This is a genomic window from Aeromonas bivalvium, from assembly GCF_000819765.1.
Classification (GTDB): Bacteria; Pseudomonadota; Gammaproteobacteria; order Enterobacterales; family Aeromonadaceae; genus Aeromonas; species Aeromonas bivalvium.
Window position 1 is genome coordinate 1 of record NZ_CDBT01000008.1, and the last position, 23223, is coordinate 23223.

The 23223-nt window shown below is 57.8% G+C and carries 20 protein-coding genes; 11 read left to right on the plus strand and 9 right to left on the minus strand.

What is annotated here, in order from left to right; genetic code table 11:
• Nucleotides 1–181 precede the first annotated feature (181 nt).
• Nucleotides 182–1744, minus strand: a complete 1563-nt coding sequence (gene leuA / locus BN1119_RS01115; protein ID WP_041992674.1) for a 2-isopropylmalate synthase — start codon at nt 1742–1744, stop codon at nt 182–184.
• 409 nt (nt 1745–2153) lie between these two features.
• Between leuA and BN1119_RS01120 the strand changes: the two genes are divergently transcribed.
• From BN1119_RS01120 to BN1119_RS01145, 7 genes are all read left to right on the plus strand, one after another.
• A complete protein-coding gene (locus tag BN1119_RS01120) occupies nt 2154–2777 on the plus strand; it encodes a TetR/AcrR family transcriptional regulator (RefSeq protein WP_041992676.1) in 624 nt (207 codons plus the stop codon).
• 128 nt (nt 2778–2905) lie between these two features.
• The gene (locus tag BN1119_RS01125; protein ID WP_041992679.1) at nt 2906–3409 is read left to right on the plus strand and encodes a phosphatase PAP2 family protein; all 504 of its coding nucleotides are present in this window, start codon (nt 2906–2908) and stop codon (nt 3407–3409) included.
• 64 nt (nt 3410–3473) lie between these two features.
• Nucleotides 3474–4583 (plus strand): MJ1255/VC2487 family glycosyltransferase, encoded by a 1110-nt coding sequence (locus tag BN1119_RS01130; RefSeq protein ID WP_041992681.1) that lies wholly within the window; start codon nt 3474–3476, stop codon nt 4581–4583.
• Nucleotides 4584–4653: 70 nt separating this feature from the next.
• A complete protein-coding gene (locus tag BN1119_RS19730; RefSeq protein WP_084205235.1) occupies nt 4654–4806 on the plus strand; it encodes a hypothetical protein in 153 nt (50 codons plus the stop codon).
• A gap of 381 nt (nt 4807–5187) precedes the next feature.
• Nucleotides 5188–6906, plus strand: a complete 1719-nt coding sequence (locus BN1119_RS01135) for an acetolactate synthase 3 large subunit (protein ID WP_041992684.1) — start codon at nt 5188–5190, stop codon at nt 6904–6906.
• A gap of 79 nt (nt 6907–6985) precedes the next feature.
• Nucleotides 6986–7480, plus strand: coding sequence for an acetolactate synthase small subunit (gene ilvN / locus BN1119_RS01140; RefSeq protein WP_041992687.1), 495 nt, complete (start codon nt 6986–6988; stop codon nt 7478–7480).
• A gap of 205 nt (nt 7481–7685) precedes the next feature.
• Nucleotides 7686–9245, plus strand: a complete 1560-nt coding sequence (locus tag BN1119_RS01145; RefSeq protein ID WP_041992689.1) for an EAL domain-containing protein — start codon at nt 7686–7688, stop codon at nt 9243–9245.
• Nucleotides 9246–9309: 64 nt separating this feature from the next.
• Here BN1119_RS01145 and BN1119_RS01150 read toward each other — a convergent pair whose 3' ends face one another.
• Nucleotides 9310–10491, minus strand: coding sequence for an aminotransferase-like domain-containing protein (locus BN1119_RS01150; RefSeq protein ID WP_041992692.1), 1182 nt, complete (start codon nt 10489–10491; stop codon nt 9310–9312).
• A gap of 181 nt (nt 10492–10672) precedes the next feature.
• Nucleotides 10673–11749 carry a M28 family metallopeptidase gene (locus BN1119_RS01155; RefSeq protein ID WP_041992695.1) on the minus strand — a complete coding sequence of 359 codons (1077 nt, stop codon included), beginning with the start codon at nt 11747–11749 and terminating at the stop codon, nt 10673–10675.
• Between the two features lie 215 nt (nt 11750–11964).
• On the opposite strand from BN1119_RS01155, the gene trmB reads away from it, so the two are divergent.
• The 4 genes from trmB to BN1119_RS01175 all read left to right on the plus strand — a co-directional run bounded on the left by trmB (nt 11965) and on the right by BN1119_RS01175 (nt 15352).
• Nucleotides 11965–12678 (plus strand): tRNA (guanosine(46)-N7)-methyltransferase TrmB, encoded by a 714-nt coding sequence (gene trmB / locus BN1119_RS01160; protein ID WP_041992699.1) that lies wholly within the window; start codon nt 11965–11967, stop codon nt 12676–12678.
• 15 nt (nt 12679–12693) lie between these two features.
• Nucleotides 12694–13026: a 50S ribosome-binding protein YggL gene (locus tag BN1119_RS01165; RefSeq protein ID WP_041992702.1), complete on the plus strand. Its 333-nt coding sequence runs from the start codon at nt 12694–12696 to the stop codon at nt 13024–13026.
• 84 nt (nt 13027–13110) lie between these two features.
• Nucleotides 13111–14031 carry a glutaminase B gene (glsB, locus tag BN1119_RS01170; RefSeq protein ID WP_041992705.1) on the plus strand — a complete coding sequence of 307 codons (921 nt, stop codon included), beginning with the start codon at nt 13111–13113 and terminating at the stop codon, nt 14029–14031.
• Nucleotides 14032–14059: 28 nt separating this feature from the next.
• Complete coding sequence (locus tag BN1119_RS01175; protein WP_041992710.1) at nt 14060–15352, plus strand: rhodanese-like domain-containing protein; 1293 nt, start codon at nt 14060–14062, stop codon at nt 15350–15352.
• A gap of 90 nt (nt 15353–15442) precedes the next feature.
• Here the strand turns inward: BN1119_RS01175 and BN1119_RS01180 are convergent, their stop codons facing one another.
• The 6 genes from BN1119_RS01180 to BN1119_RS01200 all read right to left on the minus strand — a co-directional run bounded on the left by BN1119_RS01180 (nt 15443) and on the right by BN1119_RS01200 (nt 22973).
• Nucleotides 15443–17530, minus strand: coding sequence for a YjbH domain-containing protein (locus BN1119_RS01180; protein WP_041992713.1), 2088 nt, complete (start codon nt 17528–17530; stop codon nt 15443–15445).
• On the minus strand, nt 17530–18279 hold the full coding sequence (locus tag BN1119_RS01185) for a capsule biosynthesis GfcC D2 domain-containing protein (RefSeq protein ID WP_041992716.1): 750 nt from the start codon (nt 18277–18279) through the stop codon (nt 17530–17532). The genes BN1119_RS01180 and BN1119_RS01185 overlap by 1 nt, the downstream gene beginning before the upstream one ends.
• A complete protein-coding gene (locus tag BN1119_RS01190) occupies nt 18276–18917 on the minus strand; it encodes a YjbF family lipoprotein (RefSeq protein WP_041992719.1) in 642 nt (213 codons plus the stop codon). Before BN1119_RS01190 ends, BN1119_RS01185 begins: the two co-directional genes overlap by 4 nt.
• A gap of 67 nt (nt 18918–18984) precedes the next feature.
• Nucleotides 18985–19260 carry a hypothetical protein gene (locus BN1119_RS19740; protein ID WP_084205237.1) on the minus strand — a complete coding sequence of 92 codons (276 nt, stop codon included), beginning with the start codon at nt 19258–19260 and terminating at the stop codon, nt 18985–18987.
• Nucleotides 19261–19346: 86 nt separating this feature from the next.
• On the minus strand, nt 19347–20306 hold the full coding sequence (locus BN1119_RS01195) for a Wzz/FepE/Etk N-terminal domain-containing protein (protein ID WP_041993785.1): 960 nt from the start codon (nt 20304–20306) through the stop codon (nt 19347–19349).
• Nucleotides 20307–20354: 48 nt separating this feature from the next.
• Nucleotides 20355–22973, minus strand: a complete 2619-nt coding sequence (locus BN1119_RS01200) for an SLBB domain-containing protein (RefSeq protein WP_041992722.1) — start codon at nt 22971–22973, stop codon at nt 20355–20357.
• Nucleotides 22974–23223 lie beyond the last annotated feature (250 nt).

The following is a 23223-nucleotide window of genomic DNA, read 5'->3' on the forward strand; positions in this document are numbered from 1 at the left end:
GAGTTCCATCTGCCCAGTGGCCTGATACTGCGAGCCTATACCTGTTCAGACTGTCTCCGTTTTGATGCTGTCTTGAGTGCCATCCGTCCAGTGGCCCGATACTGCGAGCCTATGTCTGTTCAGACAGTCTCCGTCCTGATGTTGTGATTGCATTCCGTCCGTTCAGCGAGCCGATCGCTGCTCAGACGGTTTCCGATTTGAGGTTGCTGTTGCGCCCCATCTGCTCTGCCACCTGATCGGCGCGCCAGATGCTGTTGATCACGTGGACCAGGGCCTGGGCCGAAGATTCGATGATGTCGGTGGCCAGCCCCATGCCGTGGAACTTGCGCCCCTTGTACTCGGCGACTATGTCCACCTGGCCGAGGGCATTCTTGCCCTCTCCCTTGCCCTTGAGTTCGTACTTGTCGATGCGGATATCGATGCCGCTGATGCGATTGATGCACTGGTAGACCGCATCCACGGGGCCATTGCCGGTGGCCGCTTCGCAGATGAGATCCTGACCCACCTTGAGCTTGACCGAGGCGGTGGCCAGCACAGAGCTGCCGCTCTGCACGCCGAGGTACTCCAGCTTGAAGTGCTCGGGCTCTTCGTGGATCTGGCTGAAGAAGGCGAGGGCCTCGAGATCGTAATCGAACACCTGCCCCTTCTTGTCGGCCAGAGTCAGGAACTTGCCGTAGAGATGGTCCAGGTCATAGCTGCTCTCCGAATACCCCATCTGCTCCATGCGGTGCTTGATGACGTGACGGCCGGAGCGGGAGGTCATGTTCAGGCTGTTCTGGGTCAGGCCTATGCTCTCGGGGGTGATGATTTCGTAGGTGTTCTTCGCCTTGAGCACCCCATCCTGGTGAATGCCGGAACTGTGGGAGAAGGCGTTGGCACCGACGATGGCCTTGTTGGGCTGCACCGGCATGTTGCACAGCTGGCTGACGAGGGTGCTGGTGCGATGGATCTCGTTGTGGCGGATGTTGGTGTGCACCCCGAGCAGGTCGGCGCGGGTCTTCAGGATCATCGCCACTTCTTCCAGGGAGCAGTTGCCCGCCCGCTCGCCGATGCCGTTGATGGTGCACTCTATCTGGCGCGCCCCCATCTGCACGGCGCCGATGGAGTTGGCCACCGACAGACCCAGATCGTCGTGGCAGTGCACCGAGATGATGGCCTGATCTATGTTGGGTACCCGGTTGAACAGGGTCTGGATGATGCCGGAAAACTCGGTCGGGACCGTGTAGCCCACGGTATCCGGGATATTGATGGTGCGGGCCCCCGCCTTGATGGCGGCCTCCACCATGCGGCAGAGATTATCGATCGGCGTGCGGCCCGCATCCTCGCAGGAGAACTCCACGTCATCTGTGTAGCGGCGGGCATGTTTGACGGCGCTGATCCCCATCTCCAGCACATCCTCGAAGCTCTTTTTCAGCTTGCTTTCCACATGGATCGAGGAGGTGGAGATGAAGGTATGGATGCGAAAGGCATCGGCGACCCGCAGGGCTTCGCCGGCGGCGTCTATGTCCTTGGGCAGGGCGCGGGCCAGGGCGCAGACCCGGCTGTTCTTGATGCTGCGGGCAATGGTCTGCACCGATTGGAAGTCGCCGGGGGAGGAGACGGGAAAGCCCACTTCCATGACATCGACGCCGAGCCGTTCCAGGGCAAAGGCTATCTGCAACTTCTCCTTGACCGTCAGACTGGCCGCCAACGCCTGCTCACCATCACGCAAGGTGGTATCGAATATGATGACCCGATTTGACATCTCTTTTCCCTCTTCCTAAGTGCTTTGGTGTGCATCCTGCCAATGGCATAAAAAAACCCGTGCAGGTTGCACGGGTTTTTGTAATGACCGGCTTTGCCTGAGCCCGGCTACAAGGATCCCGCGCGAGGAGTCGCGATTAGGGAAACTAGTAGTAGGCGAGCGGCAATACCCATGAGGTGAACAATCCTTCCAGTCAGTCATGCTTTACCAATATCGAGTTTTTTATGCTGTGTCAATTGGACTTTACCCATGGGATCCCCTGTCTTATTTAATCGAATTGTAAAGGAGTGCAAATTTCCTTGTTCCATGTTCCGCCATTGCTCGATTATCCGGTCATTCCTGCTGCACTCAATCGTCTGAGCAACCGGATCGACTTATCAGCCTTTCGCGCATTCATTCGAGGTATTTCATGGAAAAACGCAGACCCGGTCGCCCGGTCGGACGATCAGACATTCGTGACAAGCTGCTCGCCGCCGCCCGTGAGCGCTTTCTGAGCACCCCCTACAGCAAGGTCACCACCCGGGAGATCGCCGAACGGGCCGGCTCCAATCTGGCGATGATCCACTATTACTTCGGCAGCAAGGAGGGGCTCTATCAGGCCGTGCTGGGGGATGTGGCCGAGCCGCTGGAGCAGGCCTGGCAGGACGAGAGCGGTCATCGCAGCCTCAATGACCTGCTCAGCACCTACTATCAGGTGATGGCGCCCAACAGCGAGCTGACCTCCGCCATCTCCAGCGCATTATCGACCGAGAAAAGCCCTGGGCGGGATTTTGTGCTAAATCGTCTCCTGGAGCGTCAGATGCCCCAGTTCGATGCCTTGCTGAGCGCCATGCGAGAGAGCGGCGAACTCGGTGGTGACGTGGATCCCGAGATGCTCAAGGTCTCCTTCCTCAGCATGATGTGGCAGCCCTTCGTGATGAAGGAGCTCTATGAGCAGGTGTTTGGTCTGACCGTCGACGAGCACTTCATGAGTCGCCTGGCGGATCACAACTGCCGCCTGATGGAATCCGGGCTGCGTCTGGGCTTAAACTGACCGGCGTCTAGGGCCAGGATCGCCGGGGCCGACGGGCCCTGCCATTCATCAATCTGTTATCCCCTTTTCACCTGACTGTCATCATGCTGCCTTAGCCTGTGGATCCCGGATGGCGAGAGGCGAGGGCGATGAACAAAATTCAGCAATGGGATCAGCGGGTGTGTCGGCTCTGTCTGCTGCACCCCTATAACCGGCCATTGGCCAGAGCCAGCCGTCTCGTCTCCCACAGTGGTGACGGCCCCCTCTATCTGATGGTGGCCGCGCTGCTCTGGCAGCAGGGCAGCCGGGGCCAGGATACGGTGGAGGCGGCGCTGCTCGCCTTCGCCCTGGAACTGCCCCTCTATCTGCTGCTCAAGAACAGTCTGCGCCGTGCGCGTCCCAGCGGCCTGCCCGTTTTCATCACCCCCTCTGATCGCTACAGCCTGCCCTCCGGCCATACCGCCGCCGCTTTCCTGATGGCCACCGTCTTGGCGGCCAGTTATCCCGAGTGGACGAGTGTGCTGTTCGCCTGGGCCAGTCTGGTGGCCGCCTCGCGCCTGCTGCTCGGCGTTCACTATGGCAGTGATCTCATCGCCGGCGCCCTGCTCGGCATGGGATGTGCCAAGTTGGCCCTCGGCTGGGGTCAGGGATGAGGCGGCCCATGGTGCGACCCGTGCCGAGGGGCGGCGACATCCTCCTTCGGAAGGGGGGGCTGGCATGAAGATACTGTTCGGGGTTCAGGGCACGGGCAATGGCCACATCAGTCGCAGCCGCACCCTGGGCAGGGCCCTGGCCGAGCAGGGGATCGAGGTCGATTACCTGTTCAGCGGCCGGGCGCGGGCCGGCTATTTCGAGATGGAAACCTTCGGTGACTATCGCAGCTTCGATGGCATCAGTTTCGTCAGTCGGGCGGGGCGCGTGCAGCCCTGGGACACCTTGCGCCAACTGGCGCCGCTGCGCTTCTGGCAGGATCTGAAGGGGCTCGACTGCAGTGGCTACGATCTGGTGATCAGCGACTTCGAGCCGCTCAGCGCCCATGCGGCAAGGCGTCAGGGGGTGCCCAGTATCAGCATCAGCCATCAGGCCAGTTTTCATTGGCCCGTGCCCCGCTGGGGGGAGAACCGGCTCAGCCAGCAGCTGATGCGTCATTATGCCCCGGTGCGCCAGCGGCTCGGGCTGCACTGGTTTCACTTCGGCCACCCCTTGTTGCCCCCCATCGTCGATGCCATGCGCCCGACCCCAGACAACCAGAGCATCCTGGTCTATCTGCCGTTCGAGCAGCCAGATGCCATCGCCGCCCTGCTGTCGCGCTTCAGCCAGCACCATTTCGTCTGTTTTCACCCCGCCATCACAGAGACGAGCGAGTGGCGCAACATCCGCTTCGAACCCCAGGTCAGGGATGGCTTCAAGGCGCAGCTGTGCGGCTGTCGTGGCGTCATCTCCAATGCGGGCTTCGAGCTGGCCTCGGAGGCGCTCTCTCTTGGCAAGAAGCTGCTGGTCAAGCCCCTGGGCGGCCAGTTCGAGCAGTTGAGCAACGGCAAGACCCTGGAGCTGATGGGATTGGCCCAGCTGATGGACAGCCTGGATGCCAATGGGGTTCGCAGCTGGCTCGATACTTCGGCACCAGGTCCGATCGTCTATCCGGATGTGGCGGCGGCCCTGGCGCTCTGGCTGGCCGAGGGGGCCGAGGAGCCCTTGCCGAGCCTGTCGCGTCGGCTCTGGGCCAAGACACTGTTTCCCGAGGAAGTGGGGGACAGGTTGAGCGAGCTGGCGGAAGGGGAAACCATCGGCGGCGCCTGGCTGTCCCAGCTCGGCGTCCTGGAGTGAGGGACCGTGATCCCAGCCCTGCGCCAGCATGGACTAAACTGATGGAGCCCCATAGCTGAGGACAATCAAGATGCGTTTTACCAACGAAAACGGCGAAGTGATGAACCTGGCGGACAGCCTGACTCTCCATGAGTTGATCGATATGGGGGTCAGCATCTCCGTCTGCGAGGAGACGGATCCGGATCAACAGATCTGGTTGGCCGAGCCAGACGAAAACCCCTGATCTCCTCTTGTCATGCCCATCCCGCCGGGATGGGCATTCCCCTGCCGATATTTCCCTCCCTAGCATGATCCGCTGTTCACTCACTGAACGAACAGGTAATCATGCCGTTTTTATCAGGCTGCTCACTAAATGTTAATGGCTGTTTGAAATTTATGACTGTTGTTGTCAGACAAAGCCGTGGACAAGCCGGTGGAAGCGGGTTAACTTGGTTTTTCACCCCATTTTATGGGGGAATGATGGACAAACCCTATTTTTCAACTATCGCGCTCCGTACTCGCCCCGTCTGATAGCGAATCAACAACAGACAGACTGGGTGGTGCCGGGAAGCAGCGGAGCCGTCGATAGAATTGCTAAACGGAGCAAAGCCTGGAGGGCTTTATCATGGAGATGTTATCAGGCGCTCAGATGGTGGTACGTGCGCTGGAGGATCAGGGGGTTGAGCATGTGTTCGGCTACCCGGGTGGTTCGGTGCTCGACATCTATGACGCTCTCTTCGAAAACGGCAAGATGGAGCACGTGCTGGTACGCCACGAGCAGGCCGCGGTGCATATGGCAGACGGTTACGCCCGATCCACCGGCAAGGTGGGCACTGTGCTGGTGACCTCGGGGCCGGGGGCGACCAACTGCATCACGGGGATCGCCACCGCCTACATGGACTCCATCCCCCTGGTGATCCTGTCCGGCCAGGTGCCGACCAGCATGATCGGGGAAGATGCGTTCCAGGAGACCGACATGATCGGTATCTCCCGTCCCGTGGTGAAGCACAGTTTCCTGTGCAAGACGGCGAGCGAAATCCCCGACGCCATCAAGAAGGCCTACTACATAGCCGCGACCGGCCGCCCGGGGCCCGTGGTGGTGGACTTGCCCAAGGACGTACAGAACCCGAAAGAGAAATTTCCCTACCAGTATCCCGAGTCCGTTTCCCTGCGCTCCTACAATCCGACCAAGGCCGGACACAAGGGCCAGATCAAGCGGGCCGCCAAGCTGCTGACCGAGGCGAGCCGTCCGGTCATGTACGTGGGCGGCGGCGCTATCAATGCCAATGCGGATGCGCTGGTGACCAGGCTGGCGGAGCTGCTCAACCTGCCGGTGACCACCACCCTGATGGGGCTGGGGGCCTTCAGCGGCACCCATCCGCAGTTCATCGGCATGCTGGGGATGCACGGCACCTTCGAAGCGAACAAGACCATGCACAACGCGGATCTCATCTTCGCCGTGGGGGCCCGCTTCGATGATCGCGTGACCAACAACGTGAGCAAGTTCTGTCCCCATGCCACCGTGGTCCATATCGACATAGACCCCACCTCCATCTCCAAGACGGTGCAGGCCCATGTGCCTATCGTCGGCTCGGTGGAAACCGTGCTGCAGCAGATGCTGGATGTGATCGGCGAGTGCGGGTTTGACAACGACAAGCAGGCGATGGCGGAGTGGTGGAGCCAGATTGGCCAGTGGCGTTCCCGCAACTGCCTGGCCTACGAGACCCACCCCACCCTGATCAAGCCCCAGCAGGTGATAGAGACCCTCTACAAGGTGACCAAGGGGGAGGCCTTCGTCGCCTCCGACGTGGGCCAGCACCAGATGTTCGCCGCCCTCTACTACCCGTTCGCCAAGCCGCGCCAGTGGATCAACTCAGGGGGCCTTGGCACCATGGGCTTTGGCATCCCGGCCGCCATGGGGGCCCAGTTTGCCAACCCGGACGCCGTGGTCTGCTGCGTCACCGGCGATGGCTCGGTACAGATGAACATCCAGGAGCTCTCCACCTGCATGCAGTACGGGGTGCCCATCAAGATCATCTCCATTAACAACCGTGCCCTTGGCATGGTCAAGCAGTGGCAGAAGATGTTCTACGGTGGCCGTCACAGCCACTCCTACATGGAATCCCTGCCGGACTTCGTCAAGCTGGCGGAAGCCTACGGCCATGTCGGCATGGCGGTGAGCGACCCGGCCGAGCTGGAGAGCGCCATGGAGAAGGCCTTCGCCATGAAGGACAGGCTGGTGTTCATGGACATCTCGGTCGATCCGGACGAGCACGTCTATCCGATGCAGATAAAGTTCGGTGCCATGGACGAGATGTGGCTGAGCAAGACGGAGAGGACCTGACGATGGGACATATCATTTCGGTCGTACCGGTGGAGCCCGCCGTCGATGAGATGTGGCTGAGCAAGGCGGGGGAAACATCATGAGACATATCATTTCCGTACTGCTGGAGAACGAATCCGGCGCCCTGAGCCGTGTGGTTGGCCTCTTCTCCCAGCGCGGCTACAACATCGAGACCCTGACGGTGGCCCCCACCGAGGATCCCACCCTGTCGCGCATGACCATAGTGACCATGGGTGACGAGCGGGTGCTCGAGCAGATCCAGAAGCAGCTGCACAAGCTGGTGGACGTGCTCAAGGTGTGTGACCTCAGCGAAGGGGAGCACATAGAGCGGGAGATCGCCCTGGTCAAGGCCCGCGCCGCCGGTGGCGCCCGGGACGAGCTGAAACGGCTGGCGGACATCTTCCGTGGCCAGATTGTGGACGTCACCCCGGATCAATACACGGTGCAGCTGGTGGGTACCAGCGAGAAGCTGGACGCCTTCATCAAGACTGCCGCCCAGACCAACGAGATCATCGAGGTGGTGCGCTCCGGAGTGTGCGGCATCTCGCGTGCGGAGAAGTCCCTGCGCGCCTGAGTCTCTGCTGGTGGTTCAAGAGCCCTGCGGGGCTCTTTTTTATGGCGGCGACTCCCTTTTGCCTCGCCACGGGATGGTCAGTCTGGTGGGGGGGAGATGCTATTAACTTTATTGTTTATAACGAGCCGGCAGCAGAAATTGTTATCAAGCGTCACATTTGAACCTGTATGATCGCTGCCTTTTTCGTCATCAATGTGGGGTGACAATGCCATTTCGCCGCTTCAAACCACGCCAGCAGCTCAGACGAGGAGCCCTGGCAAGCCTGGTCTTTGTGCTGATCCTGCTGCTCGGCGCCGCCATCATCGGCTGGCAGACGGTGAGGGAGATGCGCAGTGACATCCATGCCAGGCTGAGCCATGCCCGTGACATGTTCGATCGCACCCTGGATAACGCCCATCAGGCGGCCATGGCGGTCAAACCCCTGCTGGGTCAACCCTGTGCCGACGCCAAGCAGATGCTGCGCCGCCAGGTGGCGACGGTACCGGACGTGCGCTCGGTCAACCTGACCCTGGGCAAGCGCATCTATTGCACCTCCCTCTATGGCGAATACGACCAGGATTACGATCCCAGCGGCTATGTGCAGGGGCAGCTGGATCTGCTGCCGGGCAACCCGGTCACGCCGGATCGCGCCCTCATCGTCTATCGCAGCCTGGGGGAGGGGGGCAGTGTGCTGGTGAGCGTCGATGGCTACTACCTCCATAACACGCTGCGCCTGATGAGCCGCGAGACCCCCATGGCGTTTCAGGTTGGCCAGCGCTGGATGGGCAGCCAGGGCGGGGTGCAAGATGGCGCCCCCAGGCTGGAGGGGGACAGATTTGGCATCATCTCCCAGCGGTATGCCTATCACCTGAGTTCGCACATCACGCCGCGCCAATACTGGCTGCGCGCCTGGAATTACAGCAATGGCAGCATGGCGCTCTATACCCTGCTGGCGCTGCTGGCCGGTGGTGTCACCTTCTGGATAACGGGGCGGCCCGTTTCCCCCGAGCAGGAGCTGGCACGGGCCCTCTCCAAGGGGGAGTTCATCCCCTATCTGCAGCCCGTGATGGATGGGGAGGGGCACTGCGCCGGTTGCGAGGTCTTGATGCGCTGGCAGCATCCCCAGCAGGGCATGATACCGCCGGATCGCTTCATCCCCATGGCGGAGGCCAGTGGTCTCATCATCCCCATGACAGGGGAACTGATGCGTCAGGTGCGGCAACGTTTCGCGCCTAAGGCCCATTTGCTGCCCGCCGGCTTTCATTTTGGCTTCAACATCTGCGCCCGCCACTGTCAGGATCTGAGCCTGGTGGACGATTGCCGCGCCTTTCTGGGAGCCTTCAAGGATAACCCCGTCAAGCTGGTGCTGGAGTTGACCGAACGCGAGCTGATCGAGGTCACAGAGGTGACGGATCGCCTGTTTGCCGAGCTGCACGATCTCGGGGTCTTCATCGCCATCGATGATTTTGGCACGGGACACTCCAGCCTCACCTATCTGCAGAAGTTCCAGGTCGATTTCCTCAAGATCGACCAGAGCTTCGTCGCCATGATCGGCTCAGATGCCCTCTCCTGCCACATAGTGGACAATGTGATCGACCTGGCGACCCGGCTCGGTCTCATGATAGTGGCCGAAGGGGTGGAGAACCGGTTGCAGGCGGACTATCTCAAGGCGCGCAGCGTCGACTATCTGCAGGGCTATCTCTTCAGCCGGCCTCTGCCCATGGGAGAGTTCGAGCAGACCCTGCCCAGCCTGCTCCCGGCACAGACGCCCGCCCGCATCGCCTGACTCTCGGGCACAAAAAAGCGGCCATCTGGCCGCTTTTTTGTGTTCATTGTCTCTGGGAGAGGGCTCAGAGCATGCGCCTCATGGCGTTGCACAGTCGCTTGATCCCCTCCTCCGTGGTCGCCTCGTCCACGCAGGAGAAGCTCAGGCGCAGGGTATTCTGGATCTCCGGGCGCACATAGAAGGGGGCGCCGGGCACGAAGGCCACCTTCTCCTTGATAGCCTCCTCGAACAGGGCCATGGCCGAGATGCTGGCCGGCAGGGTCAGCCAGAGGAACATGCCTCCCTCGGGGCGGGTGTAGCTCACTCCTGGCGGGCAGTGGCGGGCCAGGGAGGCTTCCATGGCGGCACGCTGACGGCCATAGACCTCCTTGATCTTCTCCAGATGCGTGTCGAGGGAGTGATCGGTCAGGAAGCGATGCAGCACCTGCTGACTGAAGGCGTTGCTGTGCAGGTCTGTGGCCTGCTTGGCGATGGTGACCTTCTTGCGCAGCCAGTCCGGCACCAGCATCCAGCCCAGACGGAAGGCGGGCACCACCGTCTTGGAGAAGGAGCCGAGCAGCACGGTATTGTTCGGCGCCAGCTTGGCGATGGGGGGCAGGTGCTCCCCTTCGAAGCGCAGCTCGCCGTAAGGGTCGTCTTCCACCATAAGCAGATCGTGGCGCACCAGGCGTTCGGCCAGGGCTTCGCGGTTGGCCCGGCTGTAGGAGACCCCGCTCGGGTTCTGGAAGTTGGGCACGCCGTAGAGCAGCCTGGCGTTGGAACCCTGCTCCAGCAGCGCATCCAGCGCCGCCAGATCCAGCCCGGCTTCCCCGAGCGCGATGGGCTTGAAGCTAGGTTGATAGACGGAGAAGGCCTGGATGGCGCCAAGATAACCCGGCTCTTCGATGATGAGATCCTGCCCCTCGTCCACCAGCACCTTGCCCAGCAGATCCAGCGCCTGCTGGGAGCCGCTGGTGATCAGGATGTTGTCCGGATTGACTGTCATGCCGTGACGGCTCAGGTAGCGATCGGCAATGTATTGGCGCAGGGGGGCGAAGCCCTCGGTGGCGGCATATTGCAGCGCCGCGGCGCCCTGCTCGCGCAGCACGTCCTGGCAGGCCTGCTCGATGGCCTTGACCGGGAACAGGTTGGGGTTGGGCAGGCCGCCGGCGAAGGAGATGATCTCCGGGTTGGCGGCGACTTTGAGGATCTCTCGAATAAAGGAAGGTTCGACCTTCTCGAAGCGCTGGGCAAAAAACGGCTGCATAGGACTCTCTCTGACGGGTAGGCGGTCGCTCCATTCAACCGCCAAGTTATCCGTTTGTATCAGATTTAAAAAATGAGGCAATGGCTGTCACAAAAATCCATAAAAAAGGGCAGGTTTGGCACCTGCCCATATTTTATCGTCCCGACCCGCCATCCCCTCGCCAAAACGGCTGCGACCCGGGCTAGAGACCGGGCTCGCGCAGGAAGCGGATCAGGATCTCGGTATTGGCGCCGAGCTGCTGCTCGATCCGGCCCGGGAAGAGTTCGGCCATCTTGTCGAGGCGATCATGACCGGTGTGCCAGATCTTGCCCCACTGGCTCTCGCTGTCCCGATCGCAGGCGCTCTTGGTGGTGTCGTCGTAGCAGTCCCACAGCGCCGGATGGGTGCTCTGGGAGTAGCCGTCGTACCCGTCCTGGCCATTGATGGTGAAGTTGGTCGCCTCCACATAAGCGATGGGCACCCCCAGGCAGGCAAACGGTGCATGATCCGACCAGCTGCCGGTCTCCCCTTCCGGATAACCGGCATAGCTGGGGTGGATGGCGAAGGGGGTGGTGGTCTGCCTGGAGATGGCGAGCAGGCGATCCCGCACCCTGGGGTCATGGCTGTAGCGCGCCGGATCGGCGCAGCCATATTCGGCTTCGTTCGAGTGGGCCGAGTGGACATAGACGATGTCGCCTCCGGCGATGGTGTCGTAGTTGACCATGGCCAGCAGGGCGTCGATGGCGGCCTCATCCAGGCTGGCGGCATAGGCTTTGGAGCCGTTGAGGCCGTTCTCCTCGGCGCCGAAGAAGGCGAAGCGTACCGTATGGGGCAGGGACTGGCCCTGGAGCGCCTCGGCGACCGCCAGCAGGGCCGCGACCCCGGCGCCGTTGTCGGTGGCCCCTTCCGAGCCCTCATCCTCCCCCGTGCTGTCGTAGTGGGCCCCCAGCAGGATCACCCGGTCGCTCTGGCCCTTGAGTTCGGCGATCAGGTTCTGGGAGGACTTATCTTCCCCCCGCCGCTGATAGCTGAACGGCTGGCGGGTGACCTCGTAGCCCCAGCCGCCCAGCTTGTCCTGGATCCAGTCGGCGGCGCGGGTCTCGGCGGCGCTGCCGGTAGGACGGGCGCCGATGCCTTCGGCGCTCGAGCCGAGTTGAGTCAGGTACTCCAAGGCCTGCTCGGCCGGGGTGGGGGCGATGGGGGCCTGTGATTCGTTGCTTGAGGTGTTGCAACCGGCCAGCAGGGCGCTGAGGCAGAGGGCGACAAGGGTCTTTCTCATACTGCAATCCTTTGTTGTATATGATGTTATTGGCGCGAAGCAGGATGCACCCGCAGGAAGCAGGATTCTGTGAACCCGCTGGCAATTACCGCAGGCGTGGCACGAACCCAACCCGCCTGGGTCATTTGTTGTCGGAAAGACTTGCGCCTTGGGCCCATCTTGGGATAATTCGCTCCCCTGTTTGTGCCGATAGATGAAATAACGAGTAATCCAATATGCCAGTGACCCAAGACGAATTTAACGAAGACGGCAAGTTCATGCGCAAGATCCGCAGCTTTGTCCGTCGTGAAGGCCGCCTGACCAAGGGTCAGGAGAAGGCCCTGGCCGAACAGTGGCCTGTCATGGGGATCGATTTCGACACGGCTCCGCTGGATTTCGTCGCCCTGTTTGGTCGCGACGCCCCCGTGGTGCTGGAGATTGGCTTTGGCATGGGCGCCTCCCTGGTCGAGATGGCCAAACATGCCCCCGAGAAGAACTTCATCGGCATCGAGGTGCATACCCCAGGGGTGGGAGCCTGTCTGGGCAGCGCCGAGGAAGCCGGGGTGATCAATCTGAAGGTCATCTGCCACGATGCGGTCGAGGTGCTGGAGCACATGATCCCGAACGGCTCGCTCTCCTGTCTGCAGCTCTTCTTCCCGGATCCCTGGCACAAGAGCCGTCACCACAAGCGCCGCATCGTGCAGCCGGCCTTTGCCCAGGATATTCGCCAGAAGCTGGCCATAGGTGGCGTGTTCCACATGGCGACCGACTGGGAAAACTATGCCGAGCACATGCTGGAAGTGATGAGTGCCGCCGAAGGGTACGAGAACACCTCGGCCCATGGCAACTGGGTGGAGCGTCCCGAGTGGCGCCCGCTGACCAAATTCGAACAACGGGGCCATCGTCTTGGCCACGGGGTATGGGATCTGATTTTCAAACGTGTTAACTGAACCTGAGGAGCTGTCATGGCAAACCGTAGTCGCCGTCTGCGCAAGAAACTGCGCGTCGAGGAGTTCCAGGAACTGGGATTCGATCTGAGCTTTAACTTCCCGGTGAACACAGCCGAAGAGACCATAGATGCCGTCATCGATGCCATGATCGATGAGGTGATCGAGCCGCGCAAGCTGGCCTTCGCCGGTTCGGGCCACCTGGCCTGGGAAGGGATGATCTGCACCCAGGCCCTGGGCAAGTGCACCGAGGAAGACCGCGCCGCCATCAAGGGCTGGCTGGACGCCAAGGGCATGGAGGCCGTCGAGGTCACCGAGCTGTTCGACCTCTGGTATGGTGAACCGGCCTGATTGGGCCTGCATGAAAAATCCCGCCGCTGGCGGGATTTTTGTCGGTGGGGTGGCTGACCCCGTTTTGAGTTGTGGAACCTCTCAATGCAGTTGTCATCGCAATTACTGGAAAGCATTCTCGATGAAGTGCGTCCCCTGCTGGGACAAGGCAAGGTGGCCGACTATATCCCGGCCCTGGCGCGGGTGCCGGGGGACAGGCTCGGCATGGCGGTCTGCACCGTGGAGGGGGAACTGTTCACCGCGGGGGATGCGGACGAACCCTTCTCCATCCAGAGCATCTCCAAGGCCCTGAGCCTCACCCTGGCGCTCACCCTCTATCGGGAAGAGGAGATCTGGGCCAGGGTCGGCAAGGAGCCCTCGGGTCAGCCATTCAACTCCCTGGTGCAGCTCGAGTTCGAGCATGGCATTCCCCGCAATCCCTTCATCAACGCCGGCGCCCTGGTGGTCAGCGACCTGCTGGAAACCCGGCTGACGGCACCGCGTCAGCGTACCCTGGAGCTGGTGCGCCGTCTGGCTGGCAACCCTGCCATCGTCGCGGATGCCGTGGTGGCCCGCTCCGAGTATCAGCATTCGGCGCGCAACGCCGCCATCGCCTACCTGATGAAGTCTCACGGCAACTTCCACAACGAGGTGGACAAGGTGTTGCAGAGCTACTTCAACGCCTGTGCCATCCGCATGAGCTGCGTCGATCTTGCCCGCACATTCGTCTATCTGGCGAACCGCGGCCTGCCGCTCGGGGCGAGCGAGCCCCTGCTGCCGGCGCGCACCACCAAGCAGGTCAATGCCCTGCTCGCCACCTGTGGCCTGTATGACGAGGCCGGGGATTTTGCCTATCGGGTCGGCATGCCGGGCAAGTCCGGGGTTGGCGGTGGTATCATGGCCCTCATCCCGGGTGAGCTCTGCGTCTGCGTCTGGTCGCCCGAACTGAACAAGGCCGGTAATTCGCTGGCAGGCACGGCGGCCCTCGAGCTGCTGTCCGGGCGCCTCGGCCGATCCATCTTCTAATTGCCATCCATCAAAAGTGAGCACGTCAATGAAACACGCGATTCGGCTGCTGCTAACCGCCACCACCAGCCTGCTGCTCTGGTTCAGCACCCCTGCCGGGGCCGACGAACTGGCCCCCCTCTCCCTCGAGGAGGCGAAGACCCAGGGCGCCATCCTGATCGATACCCGCCCCAGCCACTTCTACCAGGGCTGGCCCATGGCAGGAGAGCAACAGGGCGGGCACGTGGCGGGGGCCGTGAGTCTCTCCGCCGACTGGAAATATGATGATGAGCAGTGGCCCCAGGCCCTGAGCGCCAAGGGGCTGGATGCCCGAAAGCCGGTCGCGCTCTATGGCGAGGAGAAGGGGCTGGCCGAGGTGGCCCGTCTGCTGCGCATGCGCGGCTTCCACCAACTCTATGAGCTCAAGGGCTGGCAGCAGGCCGAGCGTGTTCACCTGGCCCGCTGGCAGCAGCTGGTTTATCCCCAGTGGCTGGCGGATCTGCAGGCGGGCAAGCCGGTGGCGGCCGCTCCCAAGGGGGACTGGAAGCTGTTTGAAGTGGATTGGGGGGCCCCCAAGGCCTTCCTGCTGAGCCATATTCCGGGGGCGGGTTACATCGACACCAACAGCCTGGAGCAGGAACCATTGTGGAACAAGGTCTCCGATGCCGATCTGGAGGCGCTGCTGCTCAAGAATGGCATCCGCCACGACACCAGCGTCATCCTCTATGGTCGCAACTCCATGGCTTCCGCCCGGGCCGCCCACCTGCTGATGTATGCCGGCGTGGCTGACGTGCGCCTGCTCGATGGCGGCATCGATGCCTGGTTCGCCGCCCACCTGAGTACCGAAGCGGGTCTCCCGAAAAAGTATGAGGCTGTCGCGTCATTTGGGGCCAAGATCCCGGTGCATCCCGAATACCTGACCTCCACCGACCAGGCCAAGGCCCTGCTCAAACAGGCCGACGGCGCCCTGGTCAGCATCCGCACCTGGGACGAGTTCACCGGCGAGACCTCAGGCTACAGCTATATCGACGCCAAGGGGGACATACCGGGCGCCAAGTGGGGACACGGTGGCGTGGATGCCAACAGCATGAGCGACTTCCACAACCCGGATGGCACCATGAAGCCCCAGGGGGAGATCCTGGCCATGTGGGACCAGTGGAACATAGCGCCGACCCAGCAGGCCGCCTTCTACTGCGGCACCGGCTGGCGCGCCTCGGAAGCCTTCTTCTACGCCTGGCTGATGGATTGGCAGCGGATCAGCGTCTACGACGGCGGCTGGTATGAATGGAGCTCGGATCCCGCGAATCCCATCGTCACAGGGGATCGCAAGCCCAATCCCTGAGTGGATACCAGCGTGAGGCAGAAACAAAAAAGCACCTTCATGGAAGGTGCTTTTTTTAACTTCAAACAAGAGGGGAATGTGACTCTCACCTCAGAATGAGGCGACACTGCTCTGGTTATACAGACCGTATTTTCTGGCCAGCATCTGGCCGCCATCTCGGGTCAGGGGGACCCAACTGATAGTACCTTTATCTATGGTCGACTTGAGCAGCATGAGGTCAAAGGGGATGGTGATATAGAGGCCCTTGGTGAAACTGCCTTCGCCATATTCTTCGGCCGACACATTGGTAAAGGTGGCAAAGAAACCGGCGCTGACCCCGGAATCAAACTTCTTGGCGAAGTTGAAGGTGGCACCATAGTCGCCAGCCAGGTAACGGCCAACGGAGACCTGGGCCGTCACCTTGTCCAGAAAATCTGGCTGCCAGTATGCAGTGACATGGCCGGTAGCGATCTGATAGTCGGCAAGGTGCAGGGTATTTTCCCAGTCCCGCTGCTTCACCAGATTGAAATCGGCGCCAAGCGCCCAGGATTGCTTGAAGGGACGATACAGCACCTCTGTGCCAACCCCGGCATACATCATCTCCAGATAGCCGCCATAGGCCTGGGCATACCAGCTATCGCCATACTTATCCATATGCGTTAGCTGGAGGTTATTGAGGAGCAGGTCCGATGACGTGACATATTCCCGGATCCAGGTTCTCACCCTGGGCAAGGCCTCGCCATCGGGGGGAGGAGCCTTGTAGTTGAATTTGTCATAGTTGTTGAGCAAGTTGACGAAGAGGGTGCTGCTGACCCAGTTGTGCCGGGTCATATACCAATCGGTATTGGCGTTCAATCCGACTTGATACATATAGAAATTTTCTGAACCCCCTATGGATTGATTGAGCTTTGGCACTATGTTGAAGTTCCATGAAGGTGCTTCTGCCGCAACTCGTCGAGTCTCTTGCACCGGCGCAGGCGACTGGTGAGTCATGACGACCTCCTGCTCTTGACCGAGTGGCAAATCACTATTTACCTGGCGCACGGAGTCAAGATCGACTCTGGTTTCTTGCAGTGGCATCTCTTGCTTCTGTTCAATGATTCGCAACTGCTTCACCGAAGCGGGTACGGCATTGACGGTGAGCATGATGGCCCTCTGGTCGGCCTGGCTTTGATCTCGGAACTTGGTCTGCTCGCCTATTAACGTGACGCTCTCCCCATCACCATGGATACTGGCATTTTGCCAACCTGCATTGGATGCAAGATCCGAGGACAAACCTTGCCAGTCAACCCTATCCAGAGAGGATGCCTCGCTGGCTTGATAGGTCGGGATCGGGGGATCGAGGAGCTTGGGCAGTGATAAGGATGGGTCGTTGAAATTGGTATGCAGCGTAATGCCCCACATCAGGGTATTACCACGCTGATAACTAAGGTGCATGTCAATCGCATCATATGGCTGGTAGACAAGACCCAGGTTGATGGGAGTATGTTGTTTTATTTCCCCTGCGTATTCATGACTGTAGTCATTGCCATCATATTCAAGCTTTAGTCTCAGTGGTTGCCAGGGGGTCTGATATTCTATGCCACCAAACAAGGCTGCCGGACCATGGAACAGGCTGTCAAACTCAAATTTCCCGCCACTGCCGGAGAATCCATCATCTCGCTGACACCATGTCTCGCTGACTTCGCAGAACGGATTTTTGACATTGCCACTCTGGCCCATGTTTCCCCAGGCAACACCAAGAGTGAAATCAACATTTTTATAGCGTTTACTACTGACAATATATTCACTGTCAAACAAACCGGTACCCATGACATCACGCAAGCCAGCAGAGACTTGCGGGAGCAAGCGTGACTCTTGCCAGAGTCTGGTTTTTATATCTAGCCCCTTGTCTTTATAGGTCTGGTCGCCGCTGAAGCTGGCGTCATTACTGTATAGCCTGGAGCGAATGTCGGTGTAACGAAGCGTAGCCTCCAGCCAGCTGAATGGCTGCATGGAAATAGACCAGCGGCGATATTCTTCATTATCCATATAGTTGAATGAGAACTCACCTTCTGGAGCCATCCGCGCCGTAGGTGTCTGAAGTAAACCCACACCACCAAAATCCCCTTGAGTAGGAAAGGATGGGGAAAAACTCTCCGTATTTGCATGAGTAACAGGTGATAATAATATGGGTATAAGAGCGATTCTGGTTAGCATTACTCGGGTATCCGATTAGCAATGAGTTCGGCAATACGGAGATTGATATTCTTGAATCTGGCTGGCAGTAGAGCCGGATCGAAGCCGGCAAACAGTGTTGCCCCCGGCATGGGTTCTATATGATATTGATTCCACACGGCAACGGGGGACAAGTGTATGCTGCCATCGGGCTGGATGAGATAGACCTCGCCTTGATTTGCCCCAGGCAACAGACTATGGCCTTGCCAATATTCATCCAGGCCCTTTGCGAATTGATGAGGTAATGACTTTCGACTATTGATTAAACCCAGTAAATACAAGCAGGAGGGGCGCTCAGAAATAAACAGAGAATAACTTCCACTCAAGCGAGGATTGTTGACTGGTTCAATTCGGCTCAGGTCAGGATCCAATGTTATTTTAATCCTGCCGGCCACATCGAGTTGATCCAGCTCGCGTAATAGTTGCTGGGTTGTCTGAACCAGGCCGCCTTGATGATCCCTCATCCAGAAGATCTGAAGTGACTTCAAATCGCGGAGCACCTGTTCTTTCTTTTGCTGGATTAAATAGTCTTGCGCGGGTGATGAGATGATGGCGGCAGGCCAGTAGATATGGTCAGGTAATCGGGGATCATTAAGCAGCCGTTCGAGACGCGGAGAATCGGCAAGTGAGATGGTACTCTGATTGACATTACTGACGAAGACTTGGGTGACGCTATCAGCATGAATAAATGGTGCATAGCCTAGCAATAATGAGAGTAGTATTTTTTTCATGATGAGTAAGGCTTGGTAAAGACCATTTCGATGGTGCTGTTGTCAGGGCCAATTTTTTGAATTGTCTTTCGAACCTGACCAGTTATTTTGTCCAGCCAGTAATAATTGTTCCATGTTTGATCATCTTTGAAAGATTGCACGGTTTCTTCATAGAGGTAAGTATCTATGATAGCGCCGTTAATATTCAGAGTTTCATCCGCAAGTCGCTTGAATACAGTACGAATGCTTCTCCCACTGCGGCGATCCTTAACCCATTCGGCACTATAGCTGAACTCTGTGCCGGTAGCGATGGAATCGGACAAGGGGTCTCGTGTCATGCCAGAAAAGTAGTCAAGATCATTATCCAGTTTCAGTGTCTTGGTGATGCGGCCGTGCTCGGTCACAATCATGCCCTTGTCACTGCTGACCCAGGACAATCGATGGTCATCTGCAAAAGCGAGGACGACGAATATCCTCGGTCTGTCATCGACCGTTACAAATGCGCTTGCAAAAGGCAGCCTGTTGATCGCTTCGGGGGAGATGGCTACTTCTTCATTCTTGGAGAGGAGAAACTTGATTTGCTGATAGCTATCAAACTTGTTGTCAGCACAGCCAGACAACAATATTGAGAGTGCTATGATAATGCGCTTGGTTAGCATGCAGGCATCACTGAATATATAGGCATGAAAATAAAGACTGCCATCAGGCAGTCTTTATTTAATTATATCAACCGGCTGTGCTGGTGACAGTAGAGGTGGAGCTGTTGTCATCATTGTCATTGCTGGCAACGGACACGGCAACACCAATGGCAGCAGCAGCAGCCACACCAACGGCCAGGGCGCCAGCAGTCAGGCCACCGGCAGCCGCAGCACTTGCTGCACCTGCACCAGCTGCAGCGCCACTGCTACCTGCACCAGCGCCAGCAGCACCGACTTCTTCCGCAGCCATGGTCGGGCTGGACAGCGCCAGCAGTGCAGTCATAATCAAAACACTCTTCTTCATATATTTCCCTTATAAAATAAGAATAGTCGACGATCGTTCTACTCTATTTTGATGGCAAGCCATCGCTTTTGACCGATTTGCACCCATTACTTTTTGTCATGACGCAGTGCAAACCGAACCAAAACTATCATCACCCCCAACATACCGCCCAACAAGGCGCCGACTACAACAATTAGTGCCCGTTTGGGTTTTATTTTTTCTTCGGCTATGACGGCGGGGTCAAGAACTTTAAAAACATATTCCTGATTGACCTCGGCGAGCATCAGGGTCTTGGTCTGTTCCTCTATCAGTTGATAGAAAACTTTCTGCATATCAGCGACCGAAGTTTTTGATAACTGCTCGGTCAAATAAGAAATATTTCGCTGAGCCTCATCCTGATCGCGGCGTTTCATGGTGGCATTGAGGTCATCTATCAACCAGTCCACCCATTGCTTGGCAATCTGGGGAGAATAAAAATCGATGGAGATGGTCAACAGACCCGTCTTGGGATCACTGTTGAGCATGACCAGACTCTTGAAAGCTTTTATCAGCTCCCAATCACTTGGTTCTAATGATTTTCCGGGGGGGGCATCACGTACCCATTTCTGATTGGTCATATCATAAATGAGGGGGTCAATGATGAGTTCTCCCGTGTCTTTATCCAATCCCTTGGCCGCCATCAATGGCACGGCCAATTGGTGGCGATGGATGAAGTCGGTAAGAAAAAGACGCGACTTGCCAACCTCTATGGCGATAGATGCCTTATCTCCACCTTTATTGCCAAGATCAACCCCTGCCAGGCTGGCCAGGCCGCCAAAGCGGGAAGCCAGCGCAGAGAGCCCTCCTCCCTGTTGTTCGAGGGAAGGGGTCAGCAAGGCCTCGGCGCGATAAATATTAGGGCTCAACAGTGCAAATGCAACGGCCATGCAGGTGGCAATAAAAGTGGTGGATATAATCCACCACTTTCCTCGCCATAATGAAACTATCAATTCCCTGAGATCAATTTCATCACTCACGGGAGACAGGTCTCTCGGTAAAGGGATGACATTTACTTTCTGTGCTTCCATGATGATCAAATTACCTTTCTGGAATCTTGAGCTGTATGATAGTATTGATTAATTTATGGCTGACCATGCCACACCCAATTGATACATTATCTGCGTTGCTGAGGTCATGATGCTCAGGTTATCCAGATAATCAGAATCGACAGGTACTATGATGGTATCGCCTGGTTCCAGATTTTTCCTGCCACCAAACCAGCTGTCATAGGGCAGGGCAACACTGCCATTGGCTTTGATGACATAGACACGGTCCGTGTCCGCCTGTTTCTTTGTCCCACCGGCCAGATTGATATATTCATTGATACTGATGTCATCGTTGTATATGTGAGCGGAGGGGAACTGCACCATGCCGGCAATGGATACGACATTCTGCAATGTAGGCACATATAACTTGTCACCATCCTCGAGCAATACATCGGACTGCTTTTCTCCAGAAAGCAGGGCAGGCATATCGATTGTCATGCGGCCAACGGCCTTGGTGTTTTCCAATTGATTTACCACCGTCATGGCTTCGGCAGGAGAGCTGCTGTAATTTGCAATGGTACTCTGCCTGCGCAATGTCATGGTCGCTATCTCCTGGCGCAGCTCATCTCGCAGCATCATCAGTCGCTCTTCTTCCTGCTGGCGTAGCGCCTTGCGCGCAAATACAGCCCCGTTGGGATTCGCATAGGCAGTAATGCCACCCACGCGTTCAATCAGGTCGTGCAGGCTCTCTCCGCGCCGGACGGTATAAGTGCCTGGGTATTTGACTTCACCAAACACCTGAACCGTTGCTTCTTCTCGCCATTGTGGATGGGGTAATACGTTGATGTTGTCTTTAGACTGTAACAGGGGGGCATTGGCTGCATCATTGGCAATGTCCAGTGAGAACCGCTCATTGTTAACCAATATGCTGTCACCGCGCTCATTCACTCGAGAAAGCTCAACGATATTCGCCTGCTCATTGAATCCACCTGCTGCCAATATTGCATCGGACATGTTGCTGTTTTCAGCCAAGGGGTAAAGTCCCGGGTATTTTACTTCTCCCCTGACTTCCATGATCTTGACTGGTTTCCCTTGGGTCGATTGTGCCTTCAACCTCTCGATGACGGGGGCCAGCAAGGCTTGTCTGGAATCAGCGACTAACGCATCCGTGACCGTCTTTTCGGAAAGAGACGACAGCTTGACTTGATTGTCTGTGTTTAACTCTTCCCCGGTCACATTCGCGCCGGTCGCATCATCGGTGCGCTCCATCAACGCATGATTGAGCTCTTGGGATTTTGTTCTGATGTCTTTGACGTGGGCGCGTTTTTCTGCAATTTCTCTCAGCCTATCCGTTGCATCATTGCGGAATATCAGGACCTGATCCCTTGCCTGAAGCAGGATATCATCCATGCTGCCTGGCTGTTGCAGCGCCTTGCCTAAATTGAACTGGATCACTTTGATATTGCGCTGAGAATCGATTTCTCGGACGACCAGAGCGTAACTTAAATCGGTAGCTGAGGTGAGATCTCTTTGGGTGCTTTTCAGTATGCTGCTGATGCGAGTTCCCGGAGTAAAGCTGTATACGCCGTCACGTACAACTGCACCTTTCACGACAATAGCTTGACTATATTCGGTGCTGCTTGGCTTGACCGATATCTTGTCGCCATCGCGTACGCTGAAGAGGCGGTCTCGAGCGTTTGCCAGTGTCAGATTGAATACTCTGAGACCGGTGTCCGTGTGGCGTTCAATGGAGACTTCCTGCAACGCTGCGGCCTTTACCCCTCCTGCCAGCGAGAGCACGTCTGCCAGGGGGGCGGTATTTCTCAACTCGTAGATGGCTGGGCGCTTGACCAGGCCACTGATGGATACTTCGCTGCCTTTGGCGGGGACAAATACGGTATCTCCTGCCTGCAAGCGAATATCCTGGCTGGTATCCCCCCACACTAGCATCTTGTACAGATCCACATCGATGACTTTCTGCCCTGCCCGTTTGACCTGGATCTTGCGCAGTGATCCCACAGTATCGATACCGCCTGCGGCCTGCAACACCTGAGTCACGGTAGCCATGCCGCTGACATTATATGCACCGGGACGATAGGCATCCCCCATGACAAACACCTGCATGGCGCGCATTGAGCCAAAACTGATGAAGGAGTTCACACCTATCATCTGCTCCTTGATCCGGGTATCAAGGTCGCTTCTGAATTGCTGGAAGGTCAATCCACTGGCAGAGATAGGACCGAGACTGGGGAAATCGATGAAGCCTTCGCGACCGACGCTCAGGTTATAGACGGCATTTTCCTTGCCATAGAGCTGCACATGAATTTCGTCGCCAGGGCCAATGACATAGTCATCCGATACCGGCATGTCGGTGATGGGCGCATCTAAAATTGGTTCACCGGCAAAGACGTTATATCCAAAAGGCTGCAACTCTCCGGGCTGCGACACGCCGGCAATAAGAGGGCGCTGGGATGACTGGGAGTAATCCAGTTCTCGTGGTGCAGAGACGGGGGTGGATTTTGTCACAGGGGTGACAGCACTGCTTGTCTGCAACTGTTCGGTCGATATTCCGTATTGCTTTGCCAGAGATTGCTGTTCGGCGGGGGACAAACGCTTGAACTGTTCCATCATCTGTGGGGTGATTTGCGGGGCGGCGAAGGCATTCATACTCACCGCAGCGATAATCCATGGCGCTATAATAAATTTCATTTAAAGTAAAGCCTTGCTGTGTGTTTATTCTCATCGTCAGAAATAAATATTGTCATAAAATGACGTTATTTCATTGATAGAGTATTGAAAGAAATTATCATTCTTTGCTTGCTGCCAAGGAGGTATTATTACCTCGATATATTATCGACACATTATGACTGTGTTTAATGAAGTACTGCGAACACAAGGGCGAGCGGTCCACAAGTTTGCAGAAACTGCATTGAAGGAGGCTGGGGGGCAGGCATCGTGC

What these genes read in the sequence shown, in the direction of transcription:
- leuA (WP_041992674.1), bottom strand. Translation starts at nt 1,744, where the DNA reads ATGTCAAATCGGGTCATCATATTCGATACCACCTTGCGTGATGGTGAG.
- BN1119_RS01120 (WP_041992676.1), top strand. Translation starts at nt 2,154, where the DNA reads ATGGAAAAACGCAGACCCGGTCGCCCGGTCGGACGATCAGACATTCGT.
- BN1119_RS01175 (WP_041992710.1), top strand. Translation starts at nt 14,060, where the DNA reads ATGAAACACGCGATTCGGCTGCTGCTAACCGCCACCACCAGCCTGCTG.
- trmB (WP_041992699.1), top strand. Translation starts at nt 11,965, where the DNA reads ATGCCAGTGACCCAAGACGAATTTAACGAAGACGGCAAGTTCATGCGC.
- BN1119_RS01200 (WP_041992722.1), bottom strand. Translation starts at nt 22,973, where the DNA reads ATGAAATTTATTATAGCGCCATGGATTATCGCTGCGGTGAGTATGAAT.
- BN1119_RS01180 (WP_041992713.1), bottom strand. Translation starts at nt 17,530, where the DNA reads ATGCTAACCAGAATCGCTCTTATACCCATATTATTATCACCTGTTACT.
- BN1119_RS01190 (WP_041992719.1), bottom strand. Translation starts at nt 18,917, where the DNA reads ATGCTAACCAAGCGCATTATCATAGCACTCTCAATATTGTTGTCTGGC.
- BN1119_RS01130 (WP_041992681.1), top strand. Translation starts at nt 3,474, where the DNA reads ATGAAGATACTGTTCGGGGTTCAGGGCACGGGCAATGGCCACATCAGT.
- BN1119_RS01165 (WP_041992702.1), top strand. Translation starts at nt 12,694, where the DNA reads ATGGCAAACCGTAGTCGCCGTCTGCGCAAGAAACTGCGCGTCGAGGAG.
- BN1119_RS01155 (WP_041992695.1), bottom strand. Translation starts at nt 11,749, where the DNA reads ATGAGAAAGACCCTTGTCGCCCTCTGCCTCAGCGCCCTGCTGGCCGGT.
- glsB (WP_041992705.1), top strand. Translation starts at nt 13,111, where the DNA reads ATGCAGTTGTCATCGCAATTACTGGAAAGCATTCTCGATGAAGTGCGT.
- BN1119_RS01195 (WP_041993785.1), bottom strand. Translation starts at nt 20,306, where the DNA reads ATGGAAGCACAGAAAGTAAATGTCATCCCTTTACCGAGAGACCTGTCT.
- BN1119_RS01185 (WP_041992716.1), bottom strand. Translation starts at nt 18,279, where the DNA reads ATGAAAAAAATACTACTCTCATTATTGCTAGGCTATGCACCATTTATT.
- BN1119_RS01150 (WP_041992692.1), bottom strand. Translation starts at nt 10,491, where the DNA reads ATGCAGCCGTTTTTTGCCCAGCGCTTCGAGAAGGTCGAACCTTCCTTT.
- ilvN (WP_041992687.1), top strand. Translation starts at nt 6,986, where the DNA reads ATGAGACATATCATTTCCGTACTGCTGGAGAACGAATCCGGCGCCCTG.
- BN1119_RS01135 (WP_041992684.1), top strand. Translation starts at nt 5,188, where the DNA reads ATGGAGATGTTATCAGGCGCTCAGATGGTGGTACGTGCGCTGGAGGAT.
- BN1119_RS19730 (WP_084205235.1), top strand. Translation starts at nt 4,654, where the DNA reads ATGCGTTTTACCAACGAAAACGGCGAAGTGATGAACCTGGCGGACAGC.
- BN1119_RS01145 (WP_041992689.1), top strand. Translation starts at nt 7,686, where the DNA reads ATGCCATTTCGCCGCTTCAAACCACGCCAGCAGCTCAGACGAGGAGCC.
- BN1119_RS19740 (WP_084205237.1), bottom strand. Translation starts at nt 19,260, where the DNA reads ATGAAGAAGAGTGTTTTGATTATGACTGCACTGCTGGCGCTGTCCAGC.
- BN1119_RS01125 (WP_041992679.1), top strand. Translation starts at nt 2,906, where the DNA reads ATGAACAAAATTCAGCAATGGGATCAGCGGGTGTGTCGGCTCTGTCTG.